The sequence below is a fragment of the Paenibacillus sp. J31P190 genome (genome assembly GCF_059692075.1).
This window is the reverse complement of sequence record NZ_JCAUAS010000040.1, coordinates 1-26,604: the sequence shown is the minus strand read 5'-3', so window position 1 is coordinate 26,604 and position 26,604 is coordinate 1. Positions and strand designations below refer to the sequence as shown.

18 protein-coding genes, 1 pseudogene, 1 riboswitch and 1 other annotated feature are annotated in these 26,604 nt (G+C 44.3%); of the genes and pseudogenes, 5 read left to right on the top strand and 14 right to left on the bottom strand.

Annotated features, from left to right (window positions below):
- Positions 1-37: 37 nt before the first annotated feature.
- Positions 38-1,243: a threonine synthase gene (locus AC58U0_RS35080; protein WP_497383334.1), complete on the top strand. Its 1,206-nt coding sequence runs from the start codon at positions 38-40 to the stop codon at positions 1,241-1,243.
- A gap of 455 nt (positions 1,244-1,698) precedes the next feature.
- Here the strand turns inward: AC58U0_RS35080 and AC58U0_RS35075 are convergent, their stop codons facing one another.
- The 8 genes from AC58U0_RS35075 to AC58U0_RS35040 all read right to left on the bottom strand — a co-directional run bounded on the left by AC58U0_RS35075 (position 1,699) and on the right by AC58U0_RS35040 (position 16,540).
- Positions 1,699-2,328 carry a hypothetical protein gene (locus AC58U0_RS35075; protein ID WP_057306470.1) on the bottom strand — a complete coding sequence of 210 codons (630 nt, stop codon included), beginning with the start codon at positions 2,326-2,328 and terminating at the stop codon, positions 1,699-1,701.
- A 287-nt stretch (positions 2,329-2,615) separates the two neighbouring features.
- The gene (locus tag AC58U0_RS35070) at positions 2,616-4,502 is read right to left on the bottom strand and encodes an arginine--tRNA ligase (protein WP_497383333.1); all 1,887 of its coding nucleotides are present in this window, start codon (positions 4,500-4,502) and stop codon (positions 2,616-2,618) included.
- Positions 4,503-4,581: 79 nt separating this feature from the next.
- Positions 4,582-4,801 (bottom strand) — a binding site (T-box leader).
- Positions 4,802-4,849: 48 nt separating this feature from the next.
- The gene (locus AC58U0_RS35065; RefSeq protein WP_497383332.1) at positions 4,850-5,716 is read right to left on the bottom strand and encodes an EamA family transporter; all 867 of its coding nucleotides are present in this window, start codon (positions 5,714-5,716) and stop codon (positions 4,850-4,852) included.
- 57 nt (positions 5,717-5,773) lie between these two features.
- Positions 5,774-8,011, bottom strand: coding sequence for a GDYXXLXY domain-containing protein (locus AC58U0_RS35060; RefSeq protein ID WP_497383331.1), 2,238 nt, complete (start codon positions 8,009-8,011; stop codon positions 5,774-5,776).
- 164 nt (positions 8,012-8,175) lie between these two features.
- Positions 8,176-9,912, bottom strand: a complete 1,737-nt coding sequence (locus AC58U0_RS35055) for a methyl-accepting chemotaxis protein (RefSeq protein ID WP_497383330.1) — start codon at positions 9,910-9,912, stop codon at positions 8,176-8,178.
- A 6-nt stretch (positions 9,913-9,918) separates the two neighbouring features.
- The gene (locus tag AC58U0_RS35050) at positions 9,919-11,589 is read right to left on the bottom strand and encodes a pyridoxal phosphate-dependent decarboxylase family protein (RefSeq protein ID WP_497383329.1); all 1,671 of its coding nucleotides are present in this window, start codon (positions 11,587-11,589) and stop codon (positions 9,919-9,921) included.
- A 93-nt stretch (positions 11,590-11,682) separates the two neighbouring features.
- Positions 11,683-11,768, bottom strand: a riboswitch (cyclic di-GMP riboswitch).
- Positions 11,769-12,999: 1,231 nt separating this feature from the next.
- Complete coding sequence (locus AC58U0_RS35045; protein ID WP_497383328.1) at positions 13,000-14,802, bottom strand: ABC transporter ATP-binding protein; 1,803 nt, start codon at positions 14,800-14,802, stop codon at positions 13,000-13,002.
- Positions 14,786-16,540, bottom strand: coding sequence for an ABC transporter ATP-binding protein (locus tag AC58U0_RS35040; protein WP_497383327.1), 1,755 nt, complete (start codon positions 16,538-16,540; stop codon positions 14,786-14,788). The genes AC58U0_RS35045 and AC58U0_RS35040 overlap by 17 nt, the downstream gene beginning before the upstream one ends.
- A gap of 184 nt (positions 16,541-16,724) precedes the next feature.
- On the opposite strand from AC58U0_RS35040, the gene AC58U0_RS35035 reads away from it, so the two are divergent.
- Together AC58U0_RS35035 and AC58U0_RS35030 are read left to right on the top strand one after the other, a co-directional pair.
- On the top strand, positions 16,725-16,931 hold the full coding sequence (locus AC58U0_RS35035; RefSeq protein WP_057306477.1) for a YrzA family protein: 207 nt from the start codon (positions 16,725-16,727) through the stop codon (positions 16,929-16,931).
- A gap of 654 nt (positions 16,932-17,585) precedes the next feature.
- Complete coding sequence (locus AC58U0_RS35030) at positions 17,586-17,858, top strand: hypothetical protein (protein ID WP_497383326.1); 273 nt, start codon at positions 17,586-17,588, stop codon at positions 17,856-17,858.
- A gap of 65 nt (positions 17,859-17,923) precedes the next feature.
- On the opposite strand, the gene AC58U0_RS35025 is transcribed toward AC58U0_RS35030, so the two are convergent.
- From AC58U0_RS35025 to AC58U0_RS35000, 6 genes and pseudogenes are all read right to left on the bottom strand, one after another.
- The gene (locus tag AC58U0_RS35025) at positions 17,924-18,166 is read right to left on the bottom strand and encodes an HPr family phosphocarrier protein (RefSeq protein ID WP_497383325.1); all 243 of its coding nucleotides are present in this window, start codon (positions 18,164-18,166) and stop codon (positions 17,924-17,926) included.
- A pseudogene (locus AC58U0_RS35020) lies at positions 18,163-19,592 on the bottom strand (NAD-dependent malic enzyme). Before AC58U0_RS35020 ends, AC58U0_RS35025 begins: the two are co-directional and overlap by 4 nt.
- 30 nt (positions 19,593-19,622) lie before the next feature.
- Positions 19,623-20,546, bottom strand: coding sequence for an AEC family transporter (locus AC58U0_RS35015; protein ID WP_497383324.1), 924 nt, complete (start codon positions 20,544-20,546; stop codon positions 19,623-19,625).
- A gap of 95 nt (positions 20,547-20,641) precedes the next feature.
- Positions 20,642-22,168 (bottom strand): tripartite tricarboxylate transporter permease, encoded by a 1,527-nt coding sequence (locus AC58U0_RS35010; RefSeq protein WP_497383323.1) that lies wholly within the window; start codon positions 22,166-22,168, stop codon positions 20,642-20,644.
- A gap of 55 nt (positions 22,169-22,223) precedes the next feature.
- Complete coding sequence (locus AC58U0_RS35005; RefSeq protein WP_497383322.1) at positions 22,224-22,682, bottom strand: tripartite tricarboxylate transporter TctB family protein; 459 nt, start codon at positions 22,680-22,682, stop codon at positions 22,224-22,226.
- Between the two features lie 75 nt (positions 22,683-22,757).
- Positions 22,758-23,858: a Bug family tripartite tricarboxylate transporter substrate binding protein gene (locus tag AC58U0_RS35000; protein ID WP_497383321.1), complete on the bottom strand. Its 1,101-nt coding sequence runs from the start codon at positions 23,856-23,858 to the stop codon at positions 22,758-22,760.
- 192 nt (positions 23,859-24,050) lie between these two features.
- On the opposite strand from AC58U0_RS35000, the gene AC58U0_RS34995 reads away from it, so the two are divergent.
- Together AC58U0_RS34995 and AC58U0_RS34990 are read left to right on the top strand one after the other, a co-directional pair.
- Complete coding sequence (locus AC58U0_RS34995; RefSeq protein WP_497383320.1) at positions 24,051-25,682, top strand: ATP-binding protein; 1,632 nt, start codon at positions 24,051-24,053, stop codon at positions 25,680-25,682.
- Positions 25,657-26,370 carry a response regulator gene (locus AC58U0_RS34990; protein ID WP_497383319.1) on the top strand — a complete coding sequence of 238 codons (714 nt, stop codon included), beginning with the start codon at positions 25,657-25,659 and terminating at the stop codon, positions 26,368-26,370. Before AC58U0_RS34995 ends, AC58U0_RS34990 begins: the two co-directional genes overlap by 26 nt.
- The last annotated feature ends 234 nt before the right edge of the window (positions 26,371-26,604 follow it).

Below are 26,604 nucleotides of genomic sequence, written 5' to 3'. Positions count from 1 at the left end.
ATCGTTATCCAGTTGATAACTTTGAGGAGGCCCGAAGATGAACCGATTGGGGCTTTATTGCTCACGATGTTCTGCAAGGCTCCCTTTCCGCTATCAAGAAATGAAATGCGACTGCGGTGGCACTTTATTGGTCGATTACGACTTGGAGCACATAGCTAGAACGTTAACGAAGGAAGCTTTACAAACACGCTACCCATCGATGTGGAGATATAAAGAATTGCTTCCAGTGAGTAATCCTGATTGTATCATCACCTTAGGCGAAGGCTGGACGCCACTACTGCACATGCAGGAATGGGAGCAGAGACTGCCTATTAAACGGCTATGGATCAAGAGAGAAGAGCAGAACCCAACGGGGAGCTTTAAGTCGAGGGGCTTCTCCGTCGCTGTTTCCTTGCTCAAAGAAACGGGAGCGACGAAAGCGGCCGTTCCATCCAATGGAAATGCCGCGGGCGCATTAGCTGCTTATGCAGGACGTGCCGGGATCGAGGCTTCCGTCTTTATCCCCATGGATTGCCCGCCATTAATCGTGGACGAATGTCCGTTATATGGAGCAGCCACCTACCTCGTAGATGGCTTCATTCATGATGCAGCAGCAATCATTGAAGCGGGTAAACAAGATCAGGGTTGGGTAAATGTTGGCACATTGAAGGAGCCCGGACGTGTAGAAGGCAAGAAAACAATGGGACTTGAGCTAGCCGAACAGCTTGGTTGGACGTTCCCCGACGTCATCATCTATCCAACTGGCGGCGGCTCCGGTATTATTGGCATGTGGAAAGCTTACCACGAGCTCAAAGCACTTCGCTGGATTGACGGTCCCCTGCCAAGATTCGTCTGCGTGCAGGAAGAGGGATGCCAGCCAATTGTCGATGGCATCGCATGCAGACAAGCTGGAAGTGCCCAAGCTGCCGGATTAGAAGCTAGTCCGACAGGTATGCGCGTACCGAATCCACCAGACTTGGCGCTCATCCTGTCGATTGTGAAACAAAGCGGCGGCACAGCCCTCGCCCTCTCCAAGAGCCAAATTGCCGAGGCTACTCGCGCTTTGGGCTCGCAGGGCATCTCCGCGTCCCCCGAAGGCTCGGCAACTTGGGCAGGTCTGCTCGCCCTCTGCGACAGCGGATGGCTGCGTCCAAGCGATACCGTTGTGCTCTTTAATACGTCGCATGCGATGAAATATGTGAAGTTTGGTTCTCTCTCTTCACTTCCGATTATTAGAAACTATGAGGAATATCTCCGTTTGTAGGAAGTATCTTACTCTTACTCTTCTTATTTACATTACTCCCACCTTCACATTTCTCTCTGACACTGCATAACTTCCAAACTATAAATGAAACAATGTTGTATGTTCTACAACATAAATCAAACAAAGTAGCATGCCTCTTGGAAAATGTTGCAAAAATTGCAACATTCTCTACTATAAGTAGCCCTTTTAAACAAAAATCGACCAAATTGTTGTACGAATTACAACAGTTCCAGCTCAGAGATGAGAAACTAAGAAAATTGTTGTACGTGGTACAACTTCTCATGTAGCAAACAATGAAAATCCCTATTAATAGGAAAACTACTCCACTTCAAGTTCCCTCAAATCAAATCACATCACATCAAACAAAAATCAAATTAAATCAATCAAAATAAAACCAAACCTCAACCAAACCAAACAGCCAGGAGGAAACCCTCCTGGCTGTTCACTTATCATCCCTATTGGCCTAAATTATTTTCTTCATACAACCGATACATTGCTTGAATTAAAGGCTCTGCCGGGTCACGATTCAATAAATATAACGTCATTAAATATTGCAGCGGAAGCGCACATGTATTATTGCCATCTTCAACAGCTACGAAGCCAGCCTCGAGGACTGGACCATGCTCCTCATGAAGCTCCAAGTCAACATAGATCTTTTGATCAGGGAATTCTTCACGAACAGTAGCCGCGCAATAAGGAACAATATGTTTATCCAGCAGTTCTTTGGCTTCATCTTCCGATTGTGGAGGATTCGGCAGCGGATGATTTTCTGGGCTTCTCAACAAATCTACGAAGAAGGACGATAACCACAGCCCCGCATTCGGATTCGTTTGGAAGTTTCTCATAATTTCATTCAAGAAAAATCCGCATGATGTGGACTTTTCATCATTTTTAAGTGTGAAGGCAAACATTGGACCATAAGTCGGATTATTGCCAATCTGGCCATCTACTTCATATTCGGGAAATTGTTCTTTCATTACTTCTTGAATGTGCTGAAACCAAGTCATAATGATTTGGGCCTGTTCGCGTTCTTGATCTTGTTCGTTATCTACTGGAGCTTGTGTGTCGATATCTTTTTCTGTCATTGTGGTTAAAGCCTCCTGAATCATTCAAATTGGCACGAATATCCCTATTGTACCGCATTTGATCAAGATCAGAAAGCTTATGTTGCATTTTTCAGGTCGAATGCAGACAACCCCAACTTCCGAAGCATTAATCGAAATGGCATTGCCTCCTTTTACTATGATGTTGCTTACGGGGGAGGTGCGTGTTCACATGTGATTTAAGCAAAGACGAGCTCATCCTCCTCTTGAACGCAAGAGTGACAGGTTGTCTCGGCGAGTGCATAGGATACATGCAATCGTTTTTCCGGTTACAATCGTTTTGGCGTCGGCATACCCAGCACTTCCAGTACTTGATGCATGGTCTGTTTATACGTTTGCGTGATCCAGAGGCGATGGGCTATGCTTTCTTCACTGCCTTTTAAAACCGGACAAACACTGTAGAAATGGTTAAAAAGCGAAGCTAGCTCGAAAGCGTAATGGCAGAGCATGCTAGGCGCCAATTGTTTAGTGGCAGTTTCCAGTGTTTCGGGCCAATAGGCGACGTGCCTCAAAAGCTGATATTCCTGTTCTTCCAAAAGAGTCCCATCGAACTTTGCCTCCATCTTATGAAGTCGAGGATCTTTCTTTGCTTTGTCCAAAATACTGTTAGCTCTTGAGTATGCATAAAGCAGGTAGACGCCCGTGTTCCCGGTTATTTCCGTCGCTTGCTCCAAGTCAAAAATAACTTCTGTTTGCAGCTGATATTTCAGCAAATAATAACGGATAGCAGCCGCAGCAATCGATCTGCTGGAAATCCCCGCTTTTCTTGAGCGTTTAGCGTCAATGACTCTCTCCATGCGATCGAGTAGGTCCGCGACTTTAATTCCAATCCCTTGGCGCCCAGACATCGCATAGGAGCTTTTGCCAGCCGAAATATCAATGCCCAGTCCTGCAGCAGTTTCCGGGCTTAAGGAAACGACCCCATAGCTCACGTGTTTAAGCTGACTCGCCTGCTGCTCATAGCCCAGTACTTCTAGAGCTAGCTTAACCATCTCCTGCGGGTATTGCTGACGATAATCAATGACATTTATGACGACATCCGCTTGCCCTATCGATTTCTTTCTGCCCTGGGAAGCTGTGGACCATAGTCCGTCCTCCCATTTTTGATATACAAAATCATTCGACAGCACACCGAATTTCCATAGATGATAGGCTATATCCTTCGCTGTATACGTTAAAATACCATTGGAACGAACTAGCACTTTATCCCCTTGATAATCCGTGCTTTCTCCAACTGAAACAGCTCCTTCTTCTAGGTTCTTCAGTACCCAGCAGCCTGCTAATTTCCCATCCGTCACCTTATGAAACATATCTGTTTGGCTCAGCAGCTCGAAGGTTGTATCCCAAAATCCCGCTCTCACAATACTGCTTTCCCAAACCAGCACATCGTATTTAATACCGAATTGCTTCATTTCTTCCAACTGCTCGCGAACGATCCTTTCCGCCACCAAAGCACCCATCCACGCAAGATTGGAATGCCCGCTCTCTAGCGCATGAAGAACTGTAGAACGCTGCTCTACAAGCTCTGGCTGCACTTTGTAAGCCTGATTCACCTTCGCGTAGGTCTCCCAACAAAAGTCGCCAAATCGATGAAAAGTCTCTTCTGTCTGTGTATGAAGAATGCCCACCACTGTATCTGCTAACTGATTCCCCAGATCATCAATATAGTTATGCACCTCCACGTGATACCCTGCTTGCGAGAGCATGCGGGACAACGTATCACCGATACATGAATTTCTCAAATGGCCAACATGAGCAGCTTTATTCGGGTTGATTGATGTATGTTCGATCAAAATTTTCGTTTTGTTTCTTTGATCAATAAGCTCTTTTGCAGCTCCATATTGACCAGAAGACCAGGTATCCCAACTTATATAAAAGTTCAGAAACCCCGGCGGCACCGCAGCGACTTTGGCAAATAAGCCTTGAACACACCCGTTCTTTTCTATGCGCTGTTGAAGCTCTTGTGCGATTTGCAAAGGAGCTTTACGTACTATTTTTGCTAAAAGCATAGCAACATTCGTGCTGTAATCCCCGTGCTCTGCGTGTGCTGGGTGTTCCGTCAAGATTTTCAGCGTCACAGGTTGTTCTATTCCGTACTCTTGAAATAAAACACCTACATGATACTCGATTTCATTAGTTAAAAGCTGCTGAATCATGGAATACTCCTCCTAATCGGATGATGCGAAGCTAATCATGTTTTTATCGGAAAAACGCAAAAAAGCCCCCGTCTCTACAATAAGAGACGAGAGCTGTTTATTCCCGCGGTACCACTCTAAGTGTTAAACCACTGGTTTAACCACTCCAACGATAACGGCTTATGCCGGATCTCCCTACACGTACTTTCGGAAGACCATTTCCCAGGCCCGCTTCACTCTTGACTTTCGTACCGGTTCCCACCTGCTCCGGCTCGCTGCGACTGTCCGACAAGAATTACTGTCCTGTTCACCAATGTTGCTTATGAAATTAAGAATTTACTGAATATTACAGCAATAATAAGGTGTTGTCAAGATCCAACTAATTTCATCATCATAATGCCAATGAATGCTAAAGCTAAACCGGATTGCTCCATTTTTGAGAATTTGTCCTTCAAAACAAATCGTGTATACAATAAGACTATCAATACATTAAGTGCAACAACGGCGGAAACTAATCCCGTTTTCCCCTGATCGAACGCATGGATAATGAAGATCATGCCTATGACATTTGTAATCCCGACGACCATTCCAATCAGGAAGGTTCTACGTTCTGTCCAACTGGCTGGCGCGGCTTCCTCTCCTTTATCCTTTGCCCTGTCCTTCAACCACCATAATCCGAAACAGCATGTCCCTGTTGCAAACATAAAAAATAGCGTTGGAAACAATGGCGCAGAAACGATGGTTGTCCATTTGCTAGACAAATCATTTCCGGCAAAAAGAAACAAAGCAAGCACTCCCCATCCGGCTCCTTGCAGATTCTTAAGGGTAATATCATTCGAGTAACGAACGAATAAAATACCTACTACGATCACAAGGAAGGCAAAGAATTGCCATAAATTAAGTCGCTCATCCCAAAGTAGAAATGCGACGAAAACCACAACGACCGATGGTAAACCGGTGAGGATGGCAACTAAAGAGGCTTTGCCTACTGCAAAGCCTTTGAACATACTGGCATTGGCTCCAAAGGAGAACAATCCCATTTGAACACCGATCAGAGCTGATACCGTCCACTCTTGCTGTGAAATAAGGGCGCAGCCAATGCTGACGAGCGCCCCCATAAAAAATGTGCCGCAGAGCAGCACATTACGATTCAGCGATTGCTGACTGGTCCAATGATATAGAATGCCTCGCAGCCCAAAGCTGGCAGCCGCAAGTACTGAAAATATAAGCCACATGAGAACACTTCCCCCTTTCTTTTAAGCAAAGATCGGGTAATTTTACCACATTAATCTTTATTCGACAACACTTGGTTGTAACAATAAACGCACAAGGATCGCATCGCCGCCAGCAGAAACTTTCACTTCAGCAAACTTGGCATCCCGTTCAAATACACGGCCTGTTCCTTCCGGAATGAAATAAGTCTCGATCCCGTATTCAATACCCTCATAACCGACTTTGTTTCCATTTATACGAACCTCTCCCGGAGCTAAAGCTTCCCCTTTGGTATATACGCGGCGGTATTCATAAACACCTGTCGCCTGGTTCGGAGCGAGAATGATTGTAATTTTCCCCTTAGAACTTGCCTCATCATTTTTATTTACAAATAGAGGCGGCTCAGATATCGTATAGCGCAAACGCACATAGTCACCTTGAATGAGTGAACGTGGATCAAGCGGTTCAAGCTGCAGCTTAATCAGCTGTCCGTGAGCGAGCAGCCACTCACTTTTACCAATTTGTAAAGACATTGCCATGACTTGAAGCAGAACTAGCAGAGCAATAATCCAGCGGTTCATAGCATATTTAGAATTAGCCTCAACTGGTTCAATCGCTTCAGAACGATGTCTTTTTTCATACCAAACCGTAAAGGCAAGAACCAAAATCCCGATGACCGCGAAGCTAATCGATTTGTGCAGAAGCTTCCAGGCCAAATCGTAATATTTATATACCAGGAAAGCAATCCAGAAGCTCATTGACCAAGCGTAAATCCATTTGATTTGCAGTTGTCTGCTAATGACCAAAGCGAGAACAACGACGATAAAGAACAGCACATTGGCTATATAATACCAAGATGACTCCGCCATAAAGGTTAAGGCAAAAAAAGTTATCAGAAATGAAGGAAAACTGCTGTAAAGTATTGGTTGTCTGACTCCCGTATTTGCTATGACCTGACCACTGGCAAACATAACGAATAATAAGCCGGTAAGTACGGTAAGAACAATAGTACCGCTATCAATCCAATTGAAAAGTACGAAGGAAGCAATAATGACAGCAGCAAGTAAAAAGAATATACGATGTACCAACCCACCAATGTAGATAAAAGCTGCAATCGTAAGCGCCAGAAAAACCAAGAGAATTGGAACATTCTCCGTAAATACAGCCGCTCCTGCTCCAAGCAGCAATCCACTAATGAGTATCGTGTATCGCACTAATGAATTTAGTCTTTTTGCTATGATCATCGCAATGACAGTGACACACCCAAAGCCTATTAGTATATTCTCCGGTTCATTAAATCCTAGTACAACAGTGATAATCCCAATGATCGTCAAGCTTCCCAGAAGTGAACCAATGATGATGACCGAAACGGTGAGGACACGGACGACCCATTTGGTAAAATCTCCTTCCGGCTTTGCTTGATCCGCAGCTTCTAGATCTGAGCGATTTTCCGGTTGCAACTGCTTGGAAGATGGATTCCAAGAACGAATAAAGTTCATGAACTTCACATTCGCAAAGATGAACAAGATAATAAACAACAAGCTGGCAATGAAAAAAAACTCGTTATAATACTGGATTATAAGCTCGATATATTTGACTGTCACCGTGATCGATACCCACAGACCGGCAAAAAATAGATAAGCTTTATTCCTCGTCTTGTGTGTATAGTAAACGGCTGCCGCAAGTACTAGGATGAGAGGCAAGTTCATAATGATACCGTACTTTTCGTACGCATGTGAATTTGAAGCCATGACTAAAACCGCCATCCCAACTTGAAAAGAGATCCATTTCAGAAATGGCGAGTACATACGCTCCTTCTCGCTCAGAACATACAAGATGCCATTTGCAATGGCGATTCCGAGCCAGATGGTGATTTGAATGATTTCCGCATCTGAATTTACCCCCCAACGCCCAAAGAAATAAATTCCGTAAGCGAGATGGCCTAAAATATAGGCCAGTACATAGTAGGGCTGCCATCTGGTTAATAAGGCAAGCAAAAATGCCGGAATGAACCATACGGTGAACAAGCTGTAACTGTCCGCATGTGAATTGTAGGTTTGCCCAATGAGTCCAACACCTACACCGAAGGATATACAGCTTGCGAACAAGCTAAGTTTACTTAGAAACTGCCTGCCATTTTGGCGCGAAAGCCATACAGATAAGCCGTAAAAGCCCATTATGAGCACAAAGACAGGAATGAATTTCTCCCAGCGGTTCAATTTCTCCCAATTCGTAGCAAAAAAATATACAATGGCGGTTAGTAGAGCACTTGCTCCCAATACATAGCCTAGTTGAATCATTACAAATTTGGATTTCATGATGAATATTCCTCCTCTCGCTTACTTCTAATTGTACTAGAGATATGTAGTTTGAGAAGTACTATCTATTCCTAGTACCAGATCATTAGCCTAAGGATGATTAATGGATTTCAAATAAAAAAGCCAGCACTGGGCTGGCAATCAAATGAAAGAAGTCATTATATTCAATCTGTAATCTTAAAATTTTGAACAGAACTTTGCAGGACAACAGCCATATCAGATAATTGGCGAATAGCCGAAGTAATTTCCTGAATGGAAGCACTTTGCTCTTGAGCAGCAGCCGCCACTTCCTCGTAGCCTGCAGATTGTTCCTCTGTAATACCAGAGATTTTCTGCATGGCGTTAGAAATAATCTCGAAGGATCTTTCCGCTCTCACTAATGTATCGATTAAGTGATCTGTCCGATTGGAGAAAACAGAAATACCGTTAAAAATAACTTTAAAGCTTTCATACGTATCGTTAATCCAGCTTTGACCTTGTTCGACTGCTTGATTTCCCTGAACAATACTCTCCATGACAAGAAGGCTGTCATTTTGGGTACTGAAAACGAGCTCGGTGATCGAGCTTGCGGCTCTCGTGGACTGCTCCGCCAGCTTCTTCACTTCACCAGCTACAACTGCAAAGCCTTTCCCCTGTTCTCCAACCCGTGCCGCTTCAATGGACGCATTCAGTGCTAGTAGGTTCGTCTGCTGTGCAATTTCGGTGATGATATGGATAATTTCCCCGATTTCCTTCGAGCGGTTCCCTAGCTGCTGCGCGGCTTCTTGGGAATGCTTCATCTCTTTCTGAATCACATTCATCTGGTGTAATGTCTTCTCAACAAGCTGTTGGCCGTCAGCAGATTGTGCACCTACCTTATGGGCCATTTCCTGCATCTCTTTGACTTCGGATGTTACCTCTGATAATTCCGTATTGATCTCAACGATGGATGAAGTACTCTCTGTAATGGAAGAAACAACTTCAGCAACCCCTTCGTTCATGCTGTTCATGGAAACGGCAACCTGCGCGCTGCTAGAGCTGGATTCGTCCGCAGACTGATACAATTGCGCGCTGGTATTGGTAATAAGGTTGGATGAAGAAAATATTTGGCGGATCAGGGAATCTAAATTCTGACGCATCTCATTAAAAGCATTTGCCAATTTACCGATCTCATCTACTCGCTGGATTGCGACTTGTGCAGATAAATCTCCGGCAGCAACCTTTTCTGTTACACGCATCAGTTGAATGACTGGTCTCGTCACACTTCGACTTATGAAGAAGGCTATCAGACCTCCTATAACTATAACGATTAAGGTAATTGTAAAAGTTGTCCATAACAATTCTTGCTTCGTTTTGGGAACGACCGAGGCATCTAAATCAATCCCGACAATTCCGACGTTTTCGCCTTTAACGTTTTTGAGGGGAACAAAGACAGATTTATGTATACCAAATTCGTCCTTGTAAATCTCACTGATCATTAATTTATTTTCTTTGATCGCGGTGTTCATTTCAGGCGTAAAGGGATACTCGGTGCCGAAATCTTCATCAACGCCGGTTAAAATGACGATTTGATCTTTATTTTGAACTTTCTGCAAGACATAAACATTCTCAAGAGAGTCTTGCTTTTTAAATTGTTCAAATTGCTGTTTTATTTTGCTATAAGCCGGTTTATCTTTACCTGTAATTTCATCTGCATGTTCGGGAATAGAAGTCATATATTTTGAAACATTTTCAATGTTTGTCGTTAATCTTAGAACAAATTGATCCTCAAGCTTCGTTGTTAAACTTTTGCTGGCCAAATAGGAAGAGACGGTGAAGGCTGCGCATACGAATAACAGCAGCAGTAAGATACTGCTCGTCATCTTCACCGCGATTTGTCCTCTGAACCAGTTTATTATTTTATTTGGAGCATGCTTTGCCACTTTCAATTACCTCCTGCTTAATAGCGATGTTTCGGAATATTTCTCATAGACTTGCACTACAGCTTCCTTCAAATATTGAATAATTTCATGTACATGTTTGGTCTCCGTATAAGGAGAAATGACAAAAATCTTTGTCGCATACAGAGCAATAGAATTAGCATCCTTCGTTTGAACAAGCAAATGCTTTTTGGTGTCGCCAAAGAATATGCGGTCGCGATGATTCCCAAGCATTTCGAATAAACGTTCGTTAAATTTATTATTCCGCTCAATTTCCTTAAGGGTGCACTTGCCTGAAACTTCTTCCTGAAAATGCGGACTGCCTTCCGGATATATACGAAATAGTGTAATGATGCCAGGATTATCGTTATTAACGATTTCAGCTTGAGGGATTTCTTCGCGCAGCGCTTCCCGGAAAGCGAGATTAACCTCAACGAACTGAGCCAGCAATTGCTGATAACCTTGAATGCCGAATGCAAGCAGAGCGCTGTATATACTGATAGAGCTTGCCATGCGCGAGCACTCCAACGTATATCCAGTATGATACTGTCCGTATCCCCGATGTCCGACATAGGGGGTTTCATCCGGATGCAGATCCATGAGCCTTAAATCGGCGGCATCCTTGACCAGAAATAGGCTTGTCAGGTAAGGGGTTTGCCCTAGCTTTTGAAAATCGAAGCATAGCGAGTCGGCCAAATGCAAATGCCTCATCTTGCTTTGGATAGAAATTAAAGCCTGAGCGACATCTTTCTTTAATTCGAGTGGATTGGCGGTGAAATCATAGTCATTAAAGAAAGCAAAGAATGCACCTAAGGCAGAGTCTGCATGAATATGTGGTCTCATCAATCTATGATGAACGGCTACTTTATCAGACACAGCATAAATTTGTTCCAAATCGTCAATCCCCATGGCATCCGTTGTTCCTGTCGTAGCTACAATGTAAATCGGGATTCCGCCTCGTGCGATTACTTCTTCCATTTTAACTCGCAGATCATCCACATCCATGGAACTGTCAGCATTCGTGCGAACTCTGATCAGTCTATCGCTCCCTATGCCGGATGCCTCCATAGATTTAAACAAGCTGTAGTGAGCGGCATCGGAACAAAAAGCATACAAGTTATCGGGAACACCTTTTTGCAAAGCGTCCGGAACGAATTTGGCGATCGCTATCCGGAGTCCTGAGAATACAGCTCCTTGCCCGCCCCACGTCGTATACCCGCCGCTTTTCAGCGCATCATAGTCTATTAATTTGGACATCATGCTGATGACCCTTACTTCCGCTTCAGCTCCGGCTGGGCCGTATACATCCCATAAATTGTTGCCATTAACCAAAAATGCCGCGATCATGCCCATAATCCCAGGGATGCTTGCCATCGGCAAAATATTCGTCAAAAAATATTTCGTATGATAAGGATGATCATGCAGCAATTTCAATAGCTCTGTATTAACTTCCTCTAGGGGGACGCTGCCATTAGGAATGAAGCTATCTCGAATTAGATTGTTATAGAAAGTCCCTGTTCGGTTTTTCTCGCCCTTGAGATTGACGCCATCCGGGTTTTTGAGATCATCCACTCCTGTTACTAGTTGTTCAATGAGCCGCAAAACCATTTGACGCGTTTGTTGGTTTCCATCCTCACTGGGGAATAATTGCTGTACATTCGTTAATCTCTTCTCTCTCATTAATTTCTCTCCTATCGATAGAATTGCTTGAAGAAAATGTTCACAAAAAAAAGGAGAAACACAGGCATGGATGCCCTATTCCACCAATTGCTACAATGCAACTGGCTGACATATCCTTGTTGGATGTAGTCCCTTTAGCTTTGCGTCCCTATTTTTCAATAGGTTTGCCATTATAAAGTTGTAGGTGAAAATTCCCATCTTCGACAATAATCGACAACAAAACTTTACAATTTTATACATTTGTATAGTATAGTAATATAAATAAAACAACACATTTTTCCAGTATTGTTTGTAAAGATATTATAATGTAACTATATTGCTTTTTTAACATTTTCCTCGGATGGTGGTAAAATAGGTTCGATTGTCTCTTTTCGAGACAGTTATACCAATACACGCAAATACGAGGGTACAGGGCTTATTTATTTCGAAAAAGCTAATCCAACTTATGGAAAGTGATAACACCGTTCTGGTTAAATGAAGTAGAGAATCCAGGAATCTAGGAATCTAGGAATCTAGGAATCTAGGAATCTAGGAATCTAGATGATAAAAAAAGCCTAATGGTAGACGCGCGCAACATATTATTGCGCCCAAGGCATATGTGTAACCATGCACACTTACTCAATCGAGAATTGTTGTACGTTGTACAACAATTTGTAAGCAAATCCACGTTTTCCTCACGAATGTTGCAGAAAATACAACAATTCCTACCAATAGCAGCCCAAATGGCGATAAATAGGCTGAATTGTTGTAAAACATACAATATCTTCAACTTTCACAGAACAAATCAAGGATAATTGTTGTACGTTGTACAACTTACCATCCTAATTCGGCAGTTCTCCCATATATCAGCACAAAACGCCCCTTCTTATTACGGGGGTAACCAGGGGAGAAGCTTCACTTACCCCAAAACAAAACAATAATAAAAAAAACCTGGCCATTAGCCAGGTCCTTCGATTAAGCCCCTCCAGCTACTTGGACATCTGCAACGATGTAAAACGATGTAAAACATCATTACAAGCCCACGCAGCGCGGGAGACAGCACTGTTTTCATCTGCAACGCTGAAAATCATCGTTACGTCGCGAGACAGCCATGGCTGAGACATCTGTAACGCTGTAAAACATCGTTGCAAGTTGCACGCAGCGCGGATATCAGGCCATATCTCACCTGTATATAGGGTTGCCTCTCTGTCACCCAAAACATATAAAATCTTATCAGTTGAGAAAACCTCTATCGAGACCATTCAAAGGTGAGCGAGCGCGTTTAGATGTAGCTTTTTTCGCCGATAAGAAAGGGGCCATCGTGACCCAAAACTTATTCTTTCTTATGGGGCAAAATAAGCTTCGTCACGACTTCCTAACAAGAAGTCCGACAAAGCTTATTTTCACACCCTCAGTTGCGGCGCATTCATGTTATGAGATGGGTTGAGCTGCATCCATATTCCCCTGTGAATGGAGATATAATTGCTCGTAATAGCCACGAAGCGCAAGTAATTGAGCATGGCTCCCTTCTTCAACAATTTTCCCCTGACTCATCACAATGATGCGGTTAGCATGCATAATGGTCGAGATGCGATGTGCGATTACAAGAGTCGTTCTTCCCTCGGCTACAACCTGAAGCGCGGATTGAATCAACTGCTCCGTTTGGGAGTCCAAATTCGCTGTAGCTTCGTCAAGAATCAGTACTTTCGGCTTGAATACGATAATTCGCGCGAATGAGATCAGTTGTCTCTCTCCTGCGGAAAGCCCGCTTCCTCTCTCGGATATGCGTGTCTCATAACCATCTTTCATTCGTGAAATGAGATTATCTGCCCCAACCATTCGACATGCCTCAATAACTTCTTCACGCGTTATCGTTTCATCGAACATCCGAACATTGTCCAGAATACTGCCTGCATATAAGTACGGTTCCTGCTGTACAAGTCCAACCATTCGGTGTAAATCCGCCTGCGGGATATCCCGCAGATCCGTGCCATCAATGCGGATACTTCCTTCCTGCACATCATAAAAGCGGCAAAGCAAACTTATCAGCGAGCTTTTTCCAGCGCCCGTCGTCCCCACAATACCGATCATTTCACCGGGCTCAATATGAAGCTCTAGATCCTCAATAACAGCTGTATCCTTCAAATAACCAAAATGCACATGGTTGAAATGTATGTCCCCCTTCACCTCGGACAACGAGGGTGACAACGCGCCTTCCTTATCCTTTACTTCCGGTTGAATGGCGAAGATATTCCAAATTCGATTGACAGACACCGTTGTAGATTGAAGGGTATTCCACTGCTGTGTAATGTTATTAATCGGTTGAAAAAACTGCCGGATATACGTAATGAAAGCATACAAAACTCCGAATTCAATCGTTTTATCGAACACAGCAATACCGCCAATCCAGGTGATAAAAGCTACCGATAAATTCCCTAAAATATCAAAGGAACGATTGAACAAAACATTGGTACGAATTTCTCTCAAATTTGCACGGAAATATCCTAGATTCCGATCAGTGAAGCGATTCATCTGTTCCTTTTCTTGATGAAAAGCTTGAATGAGATGCATCCCGGATAAATTCTCAGCGGCAAAAGCAACCATTTGAGACAGCTGCGTCCTCGAAAGCTGATAGGTTTTGCGCATATATCTGCGAAAGCTTATAGCTATGAGCACAATGATGGGAATCACAATCATGCTGTAAAGCGTTAGCTGCGGGTCCAGATGGTACATCAGTACGATAATGAATACGAGTGTCATGCCATCGCGTACCAGACTAAGAAGAACCTGCGTAAAAAACTGATTCAGCGTTTCCGTATCGCTGGAAACATGCGTAATTAGGCTGCCGCTTGGCGTACGGTCATAGTAAGACATCGACTGCTTAAAGATGTGCTCGAACAAATCCTTGCGTATTTTGGCGACGATGCTTTGGCCGGCAAACTGCAATAAATTATTCTGCAGATAACTGAAGAATAAACTGCTGATGGATAGACCTGCATAAAACAAACAGATGAGCAGCAGTGAGCGATAGTCACTTTTCCCAATCATCAAATTATCATCAATCGCGATCTTAACTAGATACGGCTGAAACAAATCTGCAGCTATCCCTAGTAACGCGCAAAATAAAACAGCTGCAAAGGTGAACCTATGCGGTTTGGCATAAGCGGATAAAGAACGAAAGGAAGATCGCGTCTTCTGCCGCTCCTCATTGCTTTTGTTACTCCGTTTGGGCATCGTCGCTACCTCCCTCTTGTATCGCATGAAGCTCGGCGTACAAGCCTTCCTGCGCAATTAGCTCTTCGTGCGTGCCGCGCTGAACAATCCTGCCTTCATGAAGAACGATAATTTCATCCGTATGCTTTAACGCGGAGATTCGATGAGCGATCCAAATGGTCGTTTTGTTCAATCGCTCCTTTCGGATCGTATCGATGATGTGCTTCTCCGTCACCGAGTCAACAGCGCTTACACTATCATCTAGAATCATCAAAGGAGAATCCTTAATGATCCCTCTGGCTAAGCTTGTTCGTTGACGCTGTCCACCCGATAAGGTGACACCGCGCTCGCCCAGCTTCGTCTCAAACTTTTCAGGAAATGATGTAATGCTGGAGAGGATTTGTGCTTTCTTGGCAGCACGTTCAACCTGTTCTAAGGGTGATTCTCTTTTATAAAAGGCGATGTTATCCCGGATGGTCGTGCTAAACAAGAACCCCTCTTGTGGAACGTAAGCGATTTGATTTCGCAGGCTTTCTAATGTCACATCGCGAATATCCGTATCCCCAATCCATACCGTCCCCTCCGGCGGGTCGTATATCCTAAGCATCAGCTTCACCAAGGTCGATTTGCCGCTGCCTGTTTTCCCGATAATGCCAATGGATTTACCAGGTTCAATTGTCAGAGTTATGTCATGAAGCACTTCGTCCTCATCATCAGGATAGGCGAAGGACAAATGTTCAATCCGAATTCCCTCGTGATCGAGGTCGGATATTTGCGCAAGCTCGTTTTGTACAATTTCGGATTTCAAATCGAGCAGCTCATTCATTCGTTCAAGCGAAGCTCGAGAGCGCTGCATGGCATTAATGACGCGGCCAATTTGCTGTAAAGGGTTAACCATCATCCGTATGTATAGCGTTAATTCAACGAAATTACCAATCGAAATCCGAGCTTGAATGGTCAAATAGCCCCCGAAAGCAATCGCGATGATCAGCGATATTGCGCCCAGAAACGGAATAAGTGCTTCAAATAAGGAAGATAGCCGAACCAATCTCAATTGGTTGTCGCGAATCCGATCTACCGTTTCGCTGAATCTACGAACCATAATTGGTTCCACCGCGAATTTCTTGGCTACCCGTATGCCTCCGAATTGCTCCTCGGCGGACTCTGTCATTTTGCCTAACGCTTCTTGTACCTGTAAGGAATGCTTTTTAATAATTGGTTGAAATCGAACGGTTAGAACAGGAATAAGCAATAAGGGCAATATACAGACGAGAATTAAATAGATCGGGATCGAACTGAATAACATCATGAGAATGGCAGCTGTGATCAAAATCGCCGAGTTTACAATGTGGTTAATCCCCATGGATATCGATTCTCGAATGACAGTTACGTCATTCATCACATAGCTCAGCAGCTTACCAACGCCGTTCTTTGAGTAAAATGTTGCGCCCAGCTGTGTGAAATGGTTAAACAAGCGGTTTCTTGAAACAAACTCGAAGCGTCTTCCGTTTCGCATGATCATATACTGACCAATGGCTGTTAAAACACCGAATGTGACGCCGATCATCAGCAGCTTTAGACTGTAGTCAATTATAAGAGTTTTGCTCAAAAGTCCTTGCTGCAGCTGATCAGTAAAAATGCCTAGCAGTTTGGGGTAATACGAATGAACAATGTTGCCTAAAGAAATGGACAATGCAGCTACAACGTACAACGGCCATTTCTCTTTGAAGAAATCAACCAATAATCGTGTAGACTTCAAAACGACATCACTTCCTACTACAAGTTTGTCTAGCAAATGAGGTATTCCCGATCCATCAGAACATGCGATCATGTATCCCCTTACAGTATACGCCTATTCATATGTACTTCCTATATCAGATATTGACGTTATAATAAGAGAAGTTGTCTAAACTTTACAACTTAGCTTAGGGAGGAGTAAGATTATGGACTTTCTTTTGGACCGCATAGATAATAAAATCGAGTTTTTTCAAGCTTATGATATGAAGACGTTGGAACGTCAAATCAACGAACAAATCGATAACAACAAAGCTTTATTGCTGGACGTGTTCGCGATTCAGCATCACATCGTGTTCGACCCGAATGCTGGTAAAATGCTGTACAGCGCGGTTGTGCATTTTAAGGTGAAATAAATTAGATAACCAAAGCAAATGCCTCAGGTCCATCGTAATGAATATACTTCATGCGCAGGGACGAATCTGATTTGGTTTCCTCTCAACAAATCAGAAGCTTCATGAAAGGGAACGTCGATGCGTTATTGCGATAGAAAGCCGCTATTAGGCTATCGAAACGGAACGTCAATCACTTATTTCCGCTTTGAATGCCGTATTTCAGTCCTAAATGGCAAAATAACGCATCCATATTCCCTTTATGCTCAAAAAGGTGGTTTTTTTGATAAATAACGCATCGTGGTTCCTTTTGAAACTTGTGAAGTTGTATTTCTTACAACATTAGGTAAGTGAATCCACTATATGCCTAGACATTGTTGCAAAAAATACACCAATTTCTGCCCAAACTAGCTCAATAGCAGGAATGAAGGCTAAATTGTTGCACAACATACAACATCATCCGTATATCAAGAAGAAATCAACGAAATTGTTGTACGATGTACAACTTGCGACCCTCTCCCACTTCTGTGAACAGTAATATTGCGATAAAAAAACCTTCAACTCCACTTTAAAAGTGGTGCTGAAGGTTTTTTGGTTCAACGTTTGGTTTGCTCCTGGTGTTGCGCTTGGCGTTGCTTCTGGTATTGCTCTTGGCATTGCTCCTTGGTGTTTCTCTTAGTGTTGCTATTGGTGCTACTTTTTTGTGTTGCTCTTCGTGTTGCTTTTTGCGTTGTACTTGGCGTTGCTTCTGGCATTGCTCTTGGTGTTGCGCTTGGCGTTGCTCCCAGTGTTGCGCTTGGCGTTGCTCCCAGTGTTGCTCTTCGTGTTGCTCTTGGCATTACTCCCGGTGTTGCGCTTGGCGTTGCTCCTGGTATTGCTCTTCGCTTTGCTTCTGGTATTGCTTCTTGTGTTGCTCCTGGTGTTATTACTTGGTGTTGCCACTTGGTATAGCAATCGGCGTTACACTTGCTGTTGTCACTTCGTGTGACCCTTTCGTAACAACCCTTCATTCACGATCAAACTCCGCTTAGCGGAAGTCCATGTTTGATAAATAGCTCCTCCATGGCATGCTTAGCCTCAACTTCGTCGGGACCATGAATTTCTAAATGATACACCTCGTTGCTGAAAAGCGTAATGCTTAGACCAAGAATGCTTTTGACATCGATGAAACGTTTGCCCACTTTGATAACAATGCTCGATTGAAATTGATTAGCCAACTGATTGATTTCTACAATCGCTCTTGTGTCCAGTCCACTCATATAGCTCCCCCTGACCTGAATTCGCGTGGCATTCTCCGAGCCACTCCGGTTCTTATTGCTGCTTCAATGACCCCTGTCCGAATGCGTCTAACGACCTCTTGATTGAAAACACTCGGAATAATGTACAGTTTGTTCAATTCTTGCGGGGCTACAACAGAAGCGATAGCCGCGGAAGCAGCTAGCTTCATTTCCTCATTAATTGTAGTAGCCTGGCAATCTAAAGCGGCTCGAAATATGCCTGGGAAGCATAGGACATTATTAATCTGATTCGGGAAATCAGACCTTCCAGTCGCGATTACGCCTGCAATGTCTTCAATTTCGTCGGGATGAATCTCCGGTGTAGGATTCGCCATCACGAATACAATGGGATGCGGCGCCATCCGTTCAACATCGACCCGCTTCAATACACCACCGGAGGATAATCCGATAAATACATCCGCCCCTTCGATAACTTCGTGCAAGGAGCCTGTTAATTGATTCGGGTTGGTTCGCTCTGCATACCCGTTCCACATGGGATTACTATACGAAGTACTGCTCACCAAAACCCCTTCTCGATCAACTCCGATCAATTCCTTAACACCTGCTGCAAGTAGTATGTTTGAGCAAGCTATACCAGCCGCCCCAATGCCACAGATTACAACCTTTGCTTCGTTAATCGATTTCCCAACGACTTTCAGTGCATTAATGAGCCCCGCATACAGAACGACTGCTGTCCCGTGCTGATCGTCATGGAATACAGGAATATCAAGCTCCTCACGCAGCCTTTCCTCAATTTCAAAACAACGCGGCGAAGAGATATCCTCTAAATTGATCCCGCCAAAAGCAGGGGCTAGATTCTTAATCGTAGTGATGATTTCTTCCGTGTTTTGCGTGTCTAAACAGATTGGAAAGGCATCGACATCCGCGAGCTGCTTGAACAGCATCGCCTTACCTTCCATGACCGGCATTGCCGCGTAGGGTCCGATATTACCCAAACCAAGCACCGCACTGCCATCCGAAACTACAGCAACTGTATTTCGCTTAATCGTAAGCTTGTACGCGTTCTCCTGCTTCTCATGAATCGCCATACAAACGCGCGCAACATCGGGTGTATACACGCGAGAAAGATCGTCCCGATTCTGAATCGGCACTTTAGGCTTCATCTCGATCTTGCCGCCTAGGTGAAGCAGGAAGGTGCGATCTGATACATGAACAAGCTTTACACCTTGAAGCAACTTGATTGCGCTGGTGACAGCTTCCAGTTGCGTTCGGATGCTGTTACAGTAATATCACGAACCGTCCAATTTGGGCCTGTTTGGATAACGTCTATGGCAATAACATCCCCGCCATTTTCCGTAATGACAGTAATTAATTGTCCAAAATGAACGGCTTCCGTTTGCAGCTCCACACGCAGAATAATGCTTTTGCCGCCAATAGTGTCTTTCAAAATGAACTCCTCGTTTCTAGGGCATCATGCCTAAAATAATAGTTTCGATACATACACGACTATGGTAACAGTCAAGCTGCTGAATAAAGTAGAGAGCAGAACCACTTGGGCAGCGTATTCCGGGTGATTCCCGTATTCTAATGCAAATACCGCGCTGTTCCTTGACGTGGGAAACGAGCTGGCGATAAACAATGCTTGTGCGGTTGTACCTTCCAAATGGAGCAGTAAAATCAAGATTAGTGCGAGAATCGGTGAGACAATAAGTCTTCCGAGAAGGCTGAAAATAAGTACGCTGCTAACATGCTTAAACTGCAAGTAAGCACTCTGTGCACCTAGCGTAACTAGTGCTATCGCAAGGAAGGCGTTTGATACATTCTGGAGCGGATGCCATATGAAAGCCGGAATTGGAATCGCCAGAATATGCATCAGCAACCCCAGTACAAAGGCATGTATCATGGGATTTTTCAAAAGCTCCCGCAGCATCTTCTGCCCTTGGTTTTGTGCAGAAACCGCATTAACCAAGCCAAAGGTATTCGTTAGAAGGTTTTGGTAAATGGTGACAATAACTTGAACAGCTAAACCGACCGAGTTCCCCTGAAACACAAGCTGTGACACCGGCAAGCCGAAATTACCCGAATTGCTAAGTACTACACTATTTGAGAAGCTGGAAGACAAGCCTTTATCAAATTTAGCCAGCTTTGCTGTTCCTTTGCTCACTGCGATAAGAGCGATACTTTGCAGAAGCAAAAAACTAACGATTTGCAGCAGCGTGCTCCATTCCAGCTTACTTTGATAAATATTCGTAAAAGAAACCGCTGGAAGTAAGAAATACGCATTGAGCTTAGACAATGTATGCATATCGAAATGAAATACACGATGCATAAAAGCGCCTGCTCCAATTAATAAAAATACAGGTACAATAACATTGAGCACGATAAGAAAAAGTATGTCCATTTGAATTTCACTCCATGAAATGAAACCCCTATTCTACCGATAGAGGCTGATTGGTATCAGAGCTCCACCCAGCTTCATAGGGGTTTTCGTCCAGCTTATGCTTCTTCGTTTACGAGAACATTTTTGCCTCTCATCTTCAGGATTAAAGGAATCGTCAACCATAAGAAGCCAATGATCAAGAAAGCGAGTGAAACAGGTTTTTGAAGGAAAATCATGAAATCTCCATTCGAAATGGTCAACGCTCTGCGCATGTTATTTTCCAGCATCGGTCCAAGAATAAGACCAAGTACCAGCGGCGCTAACGGGTAATCGTTTTTCGATAAGAAGTACCCGACAAGACCGCAGCCCATAATCAAGAGCAAATCAAACGTTGAATATTGAACCGCGTAGACACCGAAAACGGAAAACACGATAATTAATGGAATCAAATATTTCGTTGGTGTTTCAATGACTTTGGCAAACACTTTGACGAGCGGCATATTCAGTATAAGCAGCATCAGATTGCCCACGAACATACTGGCAATAACGCCCCATGCGAGCTGCGGGTGATCTTGGAATAACAAAGGACCCGGCTGAACATTGTACATAATGAAAGCGCCCATCAGAATAGCGGTGGTACCGGATGAAGGAATGCCGAGTGTCAAAAGTGGAATCATGGCGCCGCCTGACGCCGCATTATTCGCAGCTTCCGGAGAAGCTACACCCTCAATGGCACCTTTCCCGAATTTTTCGGGATTTTTACTGATTTTCTTTTCTACAATATAAGCGAAAAAGGAGGCAAGAATGGCACCGGCACCAGGCAGAAGCCCGATGAAAAATCCAAGAATTGAGCCTCGAGCGATAGGCGCCGCGCTATCTTTCAAATCCTGCTTAGTCGGTAGGATTCGATTGATTTTAGCCAATTCGCCATCGTTTCCTTCTCGCTGCAGAATGGTCTTGAACACCTCACCGACAGCGAAAGTACCCACAGCCACGGTAAGGAATTCCAAGCCCTGATAGAGCTCCGGAATATTAAATGTAAACCGTTCAACGCCGGATACGTTATCAATCCCGATCGTTGCGAGCAGAAGTCCGAAAGCTGTCATCATTAAAGCTTTGACCATGGATTTGCCAGCTAAACCGCTGATTGCGAGTAAGCCGAGAACCATGAGAGAGAAATATTCGGCAGGACCAAACTTGATGGCAACAGCCGACAAGGGCCTAGCAAGGAAAATAAGTCCTATTAAGGAAATAATGCCGGCCGCAAAGGAACCGATCGCCGAAATCGCAAGCGCTGCCCCGGCTCTGCCTTGTTTAGCCATTTGATAACCATCTAAAGTCGTTACTACGGAAGAAGATTCTCCCGGTGTATTCAGCAGGATGGAAGTCGTCGATCCTCCGTACATCGCTCCATAATAGACACCAGCAAGCAAAATAATAGAGCTCGTCGCGGCTTCCTCAGGACCTAATCCTGCGGTCATTGTCGCTGTTATCGGGATTAACAGAGCTACACCGCTCATGGGTCCAATCCCGGGTAGGACACCTACCACTGTACCAATTAATACGCCTAGAAAAACAAACACGACATTGTGCCACTGCATTGCAGTACCCAAGCCATGAAGCACATAATCAATCGTGCCCATTTCAATAACCTCCTTAGAGCTTGCTTTTTAGCAAACCCACTGCGTAAGCGATATCTTAGAAGCCTAACCAAGTTGGAAATCCAGGAAGTGAACCATCCAGACCATTCACATACAGCGTATACACCCCAAAGGAGAATGCAGCTGAGATCAAAAGCGAAACCCAAATTCTACCTCTTTGCATCGTTTGGAACCCAATCATTAAAAAGAGAAACGTGGAGATGACGAATCCGACATCTTCGAGAAATAACGCATATAGGACTGCTGAAACGAAAATGATACCAAATCTTTTGTAATCCAAATTTTCTTTATGTTTTTTCGTTTGCTGCTTGCGGAACGTATCATAAATGAGACGAATGCTCATTAGTGCTAAGAAAGCTCCCAGCATCATTGGGAATATATTCGCGCCTACGTTACTGCCGTAAGCACTTGTTGAAATGCTTCTGCTGCCGAGTACAAATGTGGTGCCAATAGCGAAAAAAACGATACCTGCATAACGGTCAAACATGGTATTCATCTGCCTACTCAACCTCCTGCCCTTCGTGCATGGGAAGAAGGCAAACTCGCTTCTCCCCAGCATCCCAAGGCTCTCTTATTTCTGCATACCCAAAGCTGTCAACATATCTTTCAATTGCGTTTCTTGCTGAGCTAAGAAAGTTTTGAAATCATCCGCTTTTTTATAGTCTGTTTCCCAATTGTTCGCAGTCATTTCTTTTTTCCATGTATCGGATTCAACCATTTTCTTTATTGTATCTTCCCAGAACTTTTTCGCACCCGCATCCATATTCTTAGGTCCGAAGAAGCCGCGCCAGATTAAGAATTCAGCGTCAACACCTTGTTCTTTCATCGTTGGAACATCTTTCATGCTGCCACCAAGTCGTTGTGGTGATGCCACCGCCAGGATTCTGATCTTTCCAGCTTTCACATACTGATCCAAGGAGGATGCATCAGTTCCGAGCACATCCGCATTACCGCCGAGCAAAGCTGTTACTGCTTCCCCGCCGCCATCATAGGATACGTATTTCACCTTTTTCGGGTCGATACCGTATTTAAATGCAGGAAGAATGGAAACCAGATGATCCATAGAACCAGGTGCAGAACCGCCAGCAACCGTCAGTTTCGTAGGATCCGCTTTCATATCATCCAATAGTGATTTCAAATCTTTATATTTCGAGTTTGCCGCAACCGCAACCGCGCCATAATCCTTCGTCAATTGAGCAAGCGGTGTTGTATCGGCATAACCGTAAGGCGTGTTACCTTCTTTTTTCAGATGGTTAATGAGAATCGGCGGTGAGCTTACGAACAATTTGTAATTGTCCTTCACATCTTTCGTCGCATATTCCGCCATGAAGACGGCACCGCCACCACCCGGTTTATTTTCAACTGAAATCGGCTTATCCATCGCTTTCGTTTCCGTCAATACTTTGGCAATCGTGCGAGCCGTCATATCCCAACCGCCGCCTGCACCGGATGGAGCGATAATGCTAAGCGCTTTTTCTGGATATTTGGATGCCGCTTGTGCTGGAGCTGTCGTTTCTTTGGCCTTGTCACCTGCTGCGTCTGTTGGTTTAGCTGCCCCGTTACCGCATGCTGCCAAGGAGATTGCTAATAAACTGATCGATGTTACTTTCCAAGATGCTGCCAATACATTTTTTATCAAATGAAACCCCTCCAACTTTTTGGTGTTATACATGTATCCGCTTTCTTTGAAGCGCTTTCAGAATATCACCTGAATAGAAAATTGAAAAGTTTAACAAGATTAATTATAATAACGTCGTTTTGGGCATTTTGTTCATATTGTTCACGACGGCTCCAACGCGTTTTCCCTCATAATGAGAGCGCTGTATGATACAATACTAGCAAAAACGGGGGGCTTTAACTCGGAATGAGGCTGCAAACCAAGCTTATCTTGATTATTTGTTCACTGCTTGTCTTCATCATCTTAAGTCTAGGCGGCATTTTCTATTACCTGATGACCTCCGCTCTTGAGGATCAGATTGGTACACGCGCCTTGAAGGTAGCTGAAACAGTGGCTAGTATGCCTGAAATAAGGCATGCCTTTCAAATAAATGACCCCTCAACTGTCATTCAACCTATTGCGGAGACGGTACGCGAGAAAATAGATGCGGAATACATCGTTGTTGGAAACCGCGAAGGTATCCGTTATTCGCATCCCCTGCCTGAGCGAATAGGCAAAGAAATGGTTGGGGGAGATAATGGCCCCGTGCTTGAGGGGAAATCCATTATTTCCAAGGCTATTGGATCTTTGGGTCCCTCACTCCGCGGCAAAGCTCCTATATTTGGCGACAATGGCCAAGTGATCGGTATCGTATCCGTTGGCTTCCTGACAGAGGACATTGCACTGATTACGACTGCGTATCAAACACGAATTGAGATGATTTCTTTGATCGTTCTCATCGTTGGACTTGTTGGCTCTGTCCTCATCGCCCATAATGTGCGGCGTTCCATTCATGGCTTGGAGCCGAAGGAAATTGGCGCATTATATACGGAAAAGAAGGCGATTCTAGAGTCCATTCGCGAAGGAATTATTGCAGTTAATCGTGAGGGTCTAATAACGATGGCAAACCGCTATGCGCTTCAGCTGCTGCAGCTGCCTGTCACGGCAAAGATTACTGGAAGACAAATTGAAGACGTTATACCGAATACGAGATTGTATGAAGTCGTTCGTTCGGGGAAAGCCGAATTTGACCATGAAATGCTCATTGGCGACCATGAGGTGATAGTGAATCGGGTACCGATTATTGAACGAAAATTAGGCGTCACTGGTGCAGTTTCAAGCTTTCGCAGCAAATCCGAGTTGTATCGTTTGGCCGAAGAACTGTCTCAGGTCAAACGCTTTGCAGAAGCGCTACGCGCACAAACGCATGAATTTTCGAACAAGCTGTACGTCATTTCTGGGCTAATCCAACTCGAATCGTATCAAGAAGCTGTTGAACTTATCTCCCGGGAGGCCGATGTACATCAGAATTGGGTACAGTTCATTATGCGAGAAATCCCAGATCCCATGATTGGCGGACTGCTCATTGGCAAATTTAATCATGCGCAGGAACTAAAGATAACGTTCGAAATTGATCACGAAAGCACATTCAGCGACATCCCTGCTCAGATTGATCGAAATATGCTTGTCACCATCATTGGTAACCTCGTTGACAATGCCATGGAAGCGGTACTTGCTGGTGGCGATCAGACGGAGCCGTATGTGAAATTATTTCTAACCGACCTTGGTGAGGATCTTATTATCGAATGTGAGGATCGAGGCGTAGGAATTCCTGAGGAAACGAGTATGGCAGTATTTGAAAAAGGCTTTTCGACCAAAGAAGGGGAGCACCGCGGCATTGGACTCGCTTTGGTCCAGCATGCCGTCGGCAAGTTGAGTGGGTACATTACCTTTCATAAAAACCCCGCAGGCGGCACAATTTTCACCGTAGCGATTCCCAAGATCCCTGATCTCAAAGAAAGGAGTCTGCCCCATGGAACACCAGAATCAAACCGTTGAAGTATTAATCGTAGAAGATGATGTGAAAATTGCTGAGATTAACAGACGATTCATAGAAAAAGTAGAAGGATTCCACGTCGTCGGTATAGCCACAGATGTGGGTCAAGCCAAGGAACAATTGGAAATTCTGACTCCGCATCTCGTCCTACTCGATGTCTACTTACCGGGCGCCAGCGGCTTAGAGATGCTTTCCTTTATTCGGCAGCATTACCGGGAAACAGACGTCATTATGATCACAGCTGCCAAAGAAATAGACGCCATTCGGGACGCTATACGCAGCGGTGCGTTTGATTATATCATTAAGCCGCTCGTCTTTAATCGGCTTCAAGAAACGCTAGTGCGCTATCTGAATTTCCACCGTGAATTGAGTCGGATGAATGAAAGCGGCATGATCAATCAGAGCGATGTGGATCGCCTTATGTCTGGAACTTCCAAGAAGGAAACCAACTTAGACACCTCTTTCCTGCCCAAAGGAATTGATAAGCTCACGTTAGTAAAAATCGTGCAAGCGATTTCGAGCGCATCTGGCGGCTTGACCGCTGATCAAATCGCCAAAGAAATTGGTGTCAGCCGCTCCACCGGCCGCCGTTATCTCGAGCACTTAGTCAGCTCAGGCGATTTATACGCCGACTTGTCTTATGGTGTGGTCGGACGGCCGGAGCGGGTTTACCGGCGGAAAAAGGATTGATTTCAGGTACTGTGCTTATTAGACCGTGGCTGTAACGCTGAAAAATAGCTTTACAGCTTAGATTTGCGATGCTTCGAGGCCACTTCCGACGAAAGTCCCGCGTGTCCGAGATGAGTAAGCACGGAAATGGACTTAGAATAAAAAGTGGACACCTCTTAGATTCAGGCAGATAATAAATCTAATAAATCGAAGAGGTGCCGGCGCCATGAGTGTGAAGAGACAACATTACAATGA

Coding starts and splice junctions, on each gene's coding strand:
- AC58U0_RS35005 (WP_497383322.1), bottom strand. CDS start 22,682: ATGAATACCATGTTTGACCGTTATGCAGGTATCGTTTTTTTCGCTATT.
- AC58U0_RS35045 (WP_497383328.1), bottom strand. CDS start 14,802: ATGCCCAAACGGAGTAACAAAAGCAATGAGGAGCGGCAGAAGACGCGA.
- AC58U0_RS35075 (WP_057306470.1), bottom strand. CDS start 2,328: ATGACAGAAAAAGATATCGACACACAAGCTCCAGTAGATAACGAACAA.
- AC58U0_RS35025 (WP_497383325.1), bottom strand. CDS start 18,166: ATGAGTGGACTGGACACAAGAGCGATTGTAGAAATCAATCAGTTGGCT.
- AC58U0_RS35065 (WP_497383332.1), bottom strand. CDS start 5,716: ATGTGGCTTATATTTTCAGTACTTGCGGCTGCCAGCTTTGGGCTGCGA.
- AC58U0_RS35035 (WP_057306477.1), top strand. CDS start 16,725: ATGGACTTTCTTTTGGACCGCATAGATAATAAAATCGAGTTTTTTCAA.
- AC58U0_RS35070 (WP_497383333.1), bottom strand. CDS start 4,502: ATGATTCAGCAGCTTTTAACTAATGAAATCGAGTATCATGTAGGTGTT.
- AC58U0_RS35050 (WP_497383329.1), bottom strand. CDS start 11,589: ATGAGAGAGAAGAGATTAACGAATGTACAGCAATTATTCCCCAGTGAG.
- AC58U0_RS35000 (WP_497383321.1), bottom strand. CDS start 23,858: ATGTATAACACCAAAAAGTTGGAGGGGTTTCATTTGATAAAAAATGTA.
- AC58U0_RS35015 (WP_497383324.1), bottom strand. CDS start 20,546: ATGGACATACTTTTTCTTATCGTGCTCAATGTTATTGTACCTGTATTT.
- AC58U0_RS34990 (WP_497383319.1), top strand. CDS start 25,657: ATGGAACACCAGAATCAAACCGTTGAAGTATTAATCGTAGAAGATGAT.
- AC58U0_RS34995 (WP_497383320.1), top strand. CDS start 24,051: ATGAGGCTGCAAACCAAGCTTATCTTGATTATTTGTTCACTGCTTGTC.
- AC58U0_RS35080 (WP_497383334.1), top strand. CDS start 38: ATGAACCGATTGGGGCTTTATTGCTCACGATGTTCTGCAAGGCTCCCT.
- AC58U0_RS35060 (WP_497383331.1), bottom strand. CDS start 8,011: ATGAAATCCAAATTTGTAATGATTCAACTAGGCTATGTATTGGGAGCA.
- AC58U0_RS35010 (WP_497383323.1), bottom strand. CDS start 22,168: ATGGGCACGATTGATTATGTGCTTCATGGCTTGGGTACTGCAATGCAG.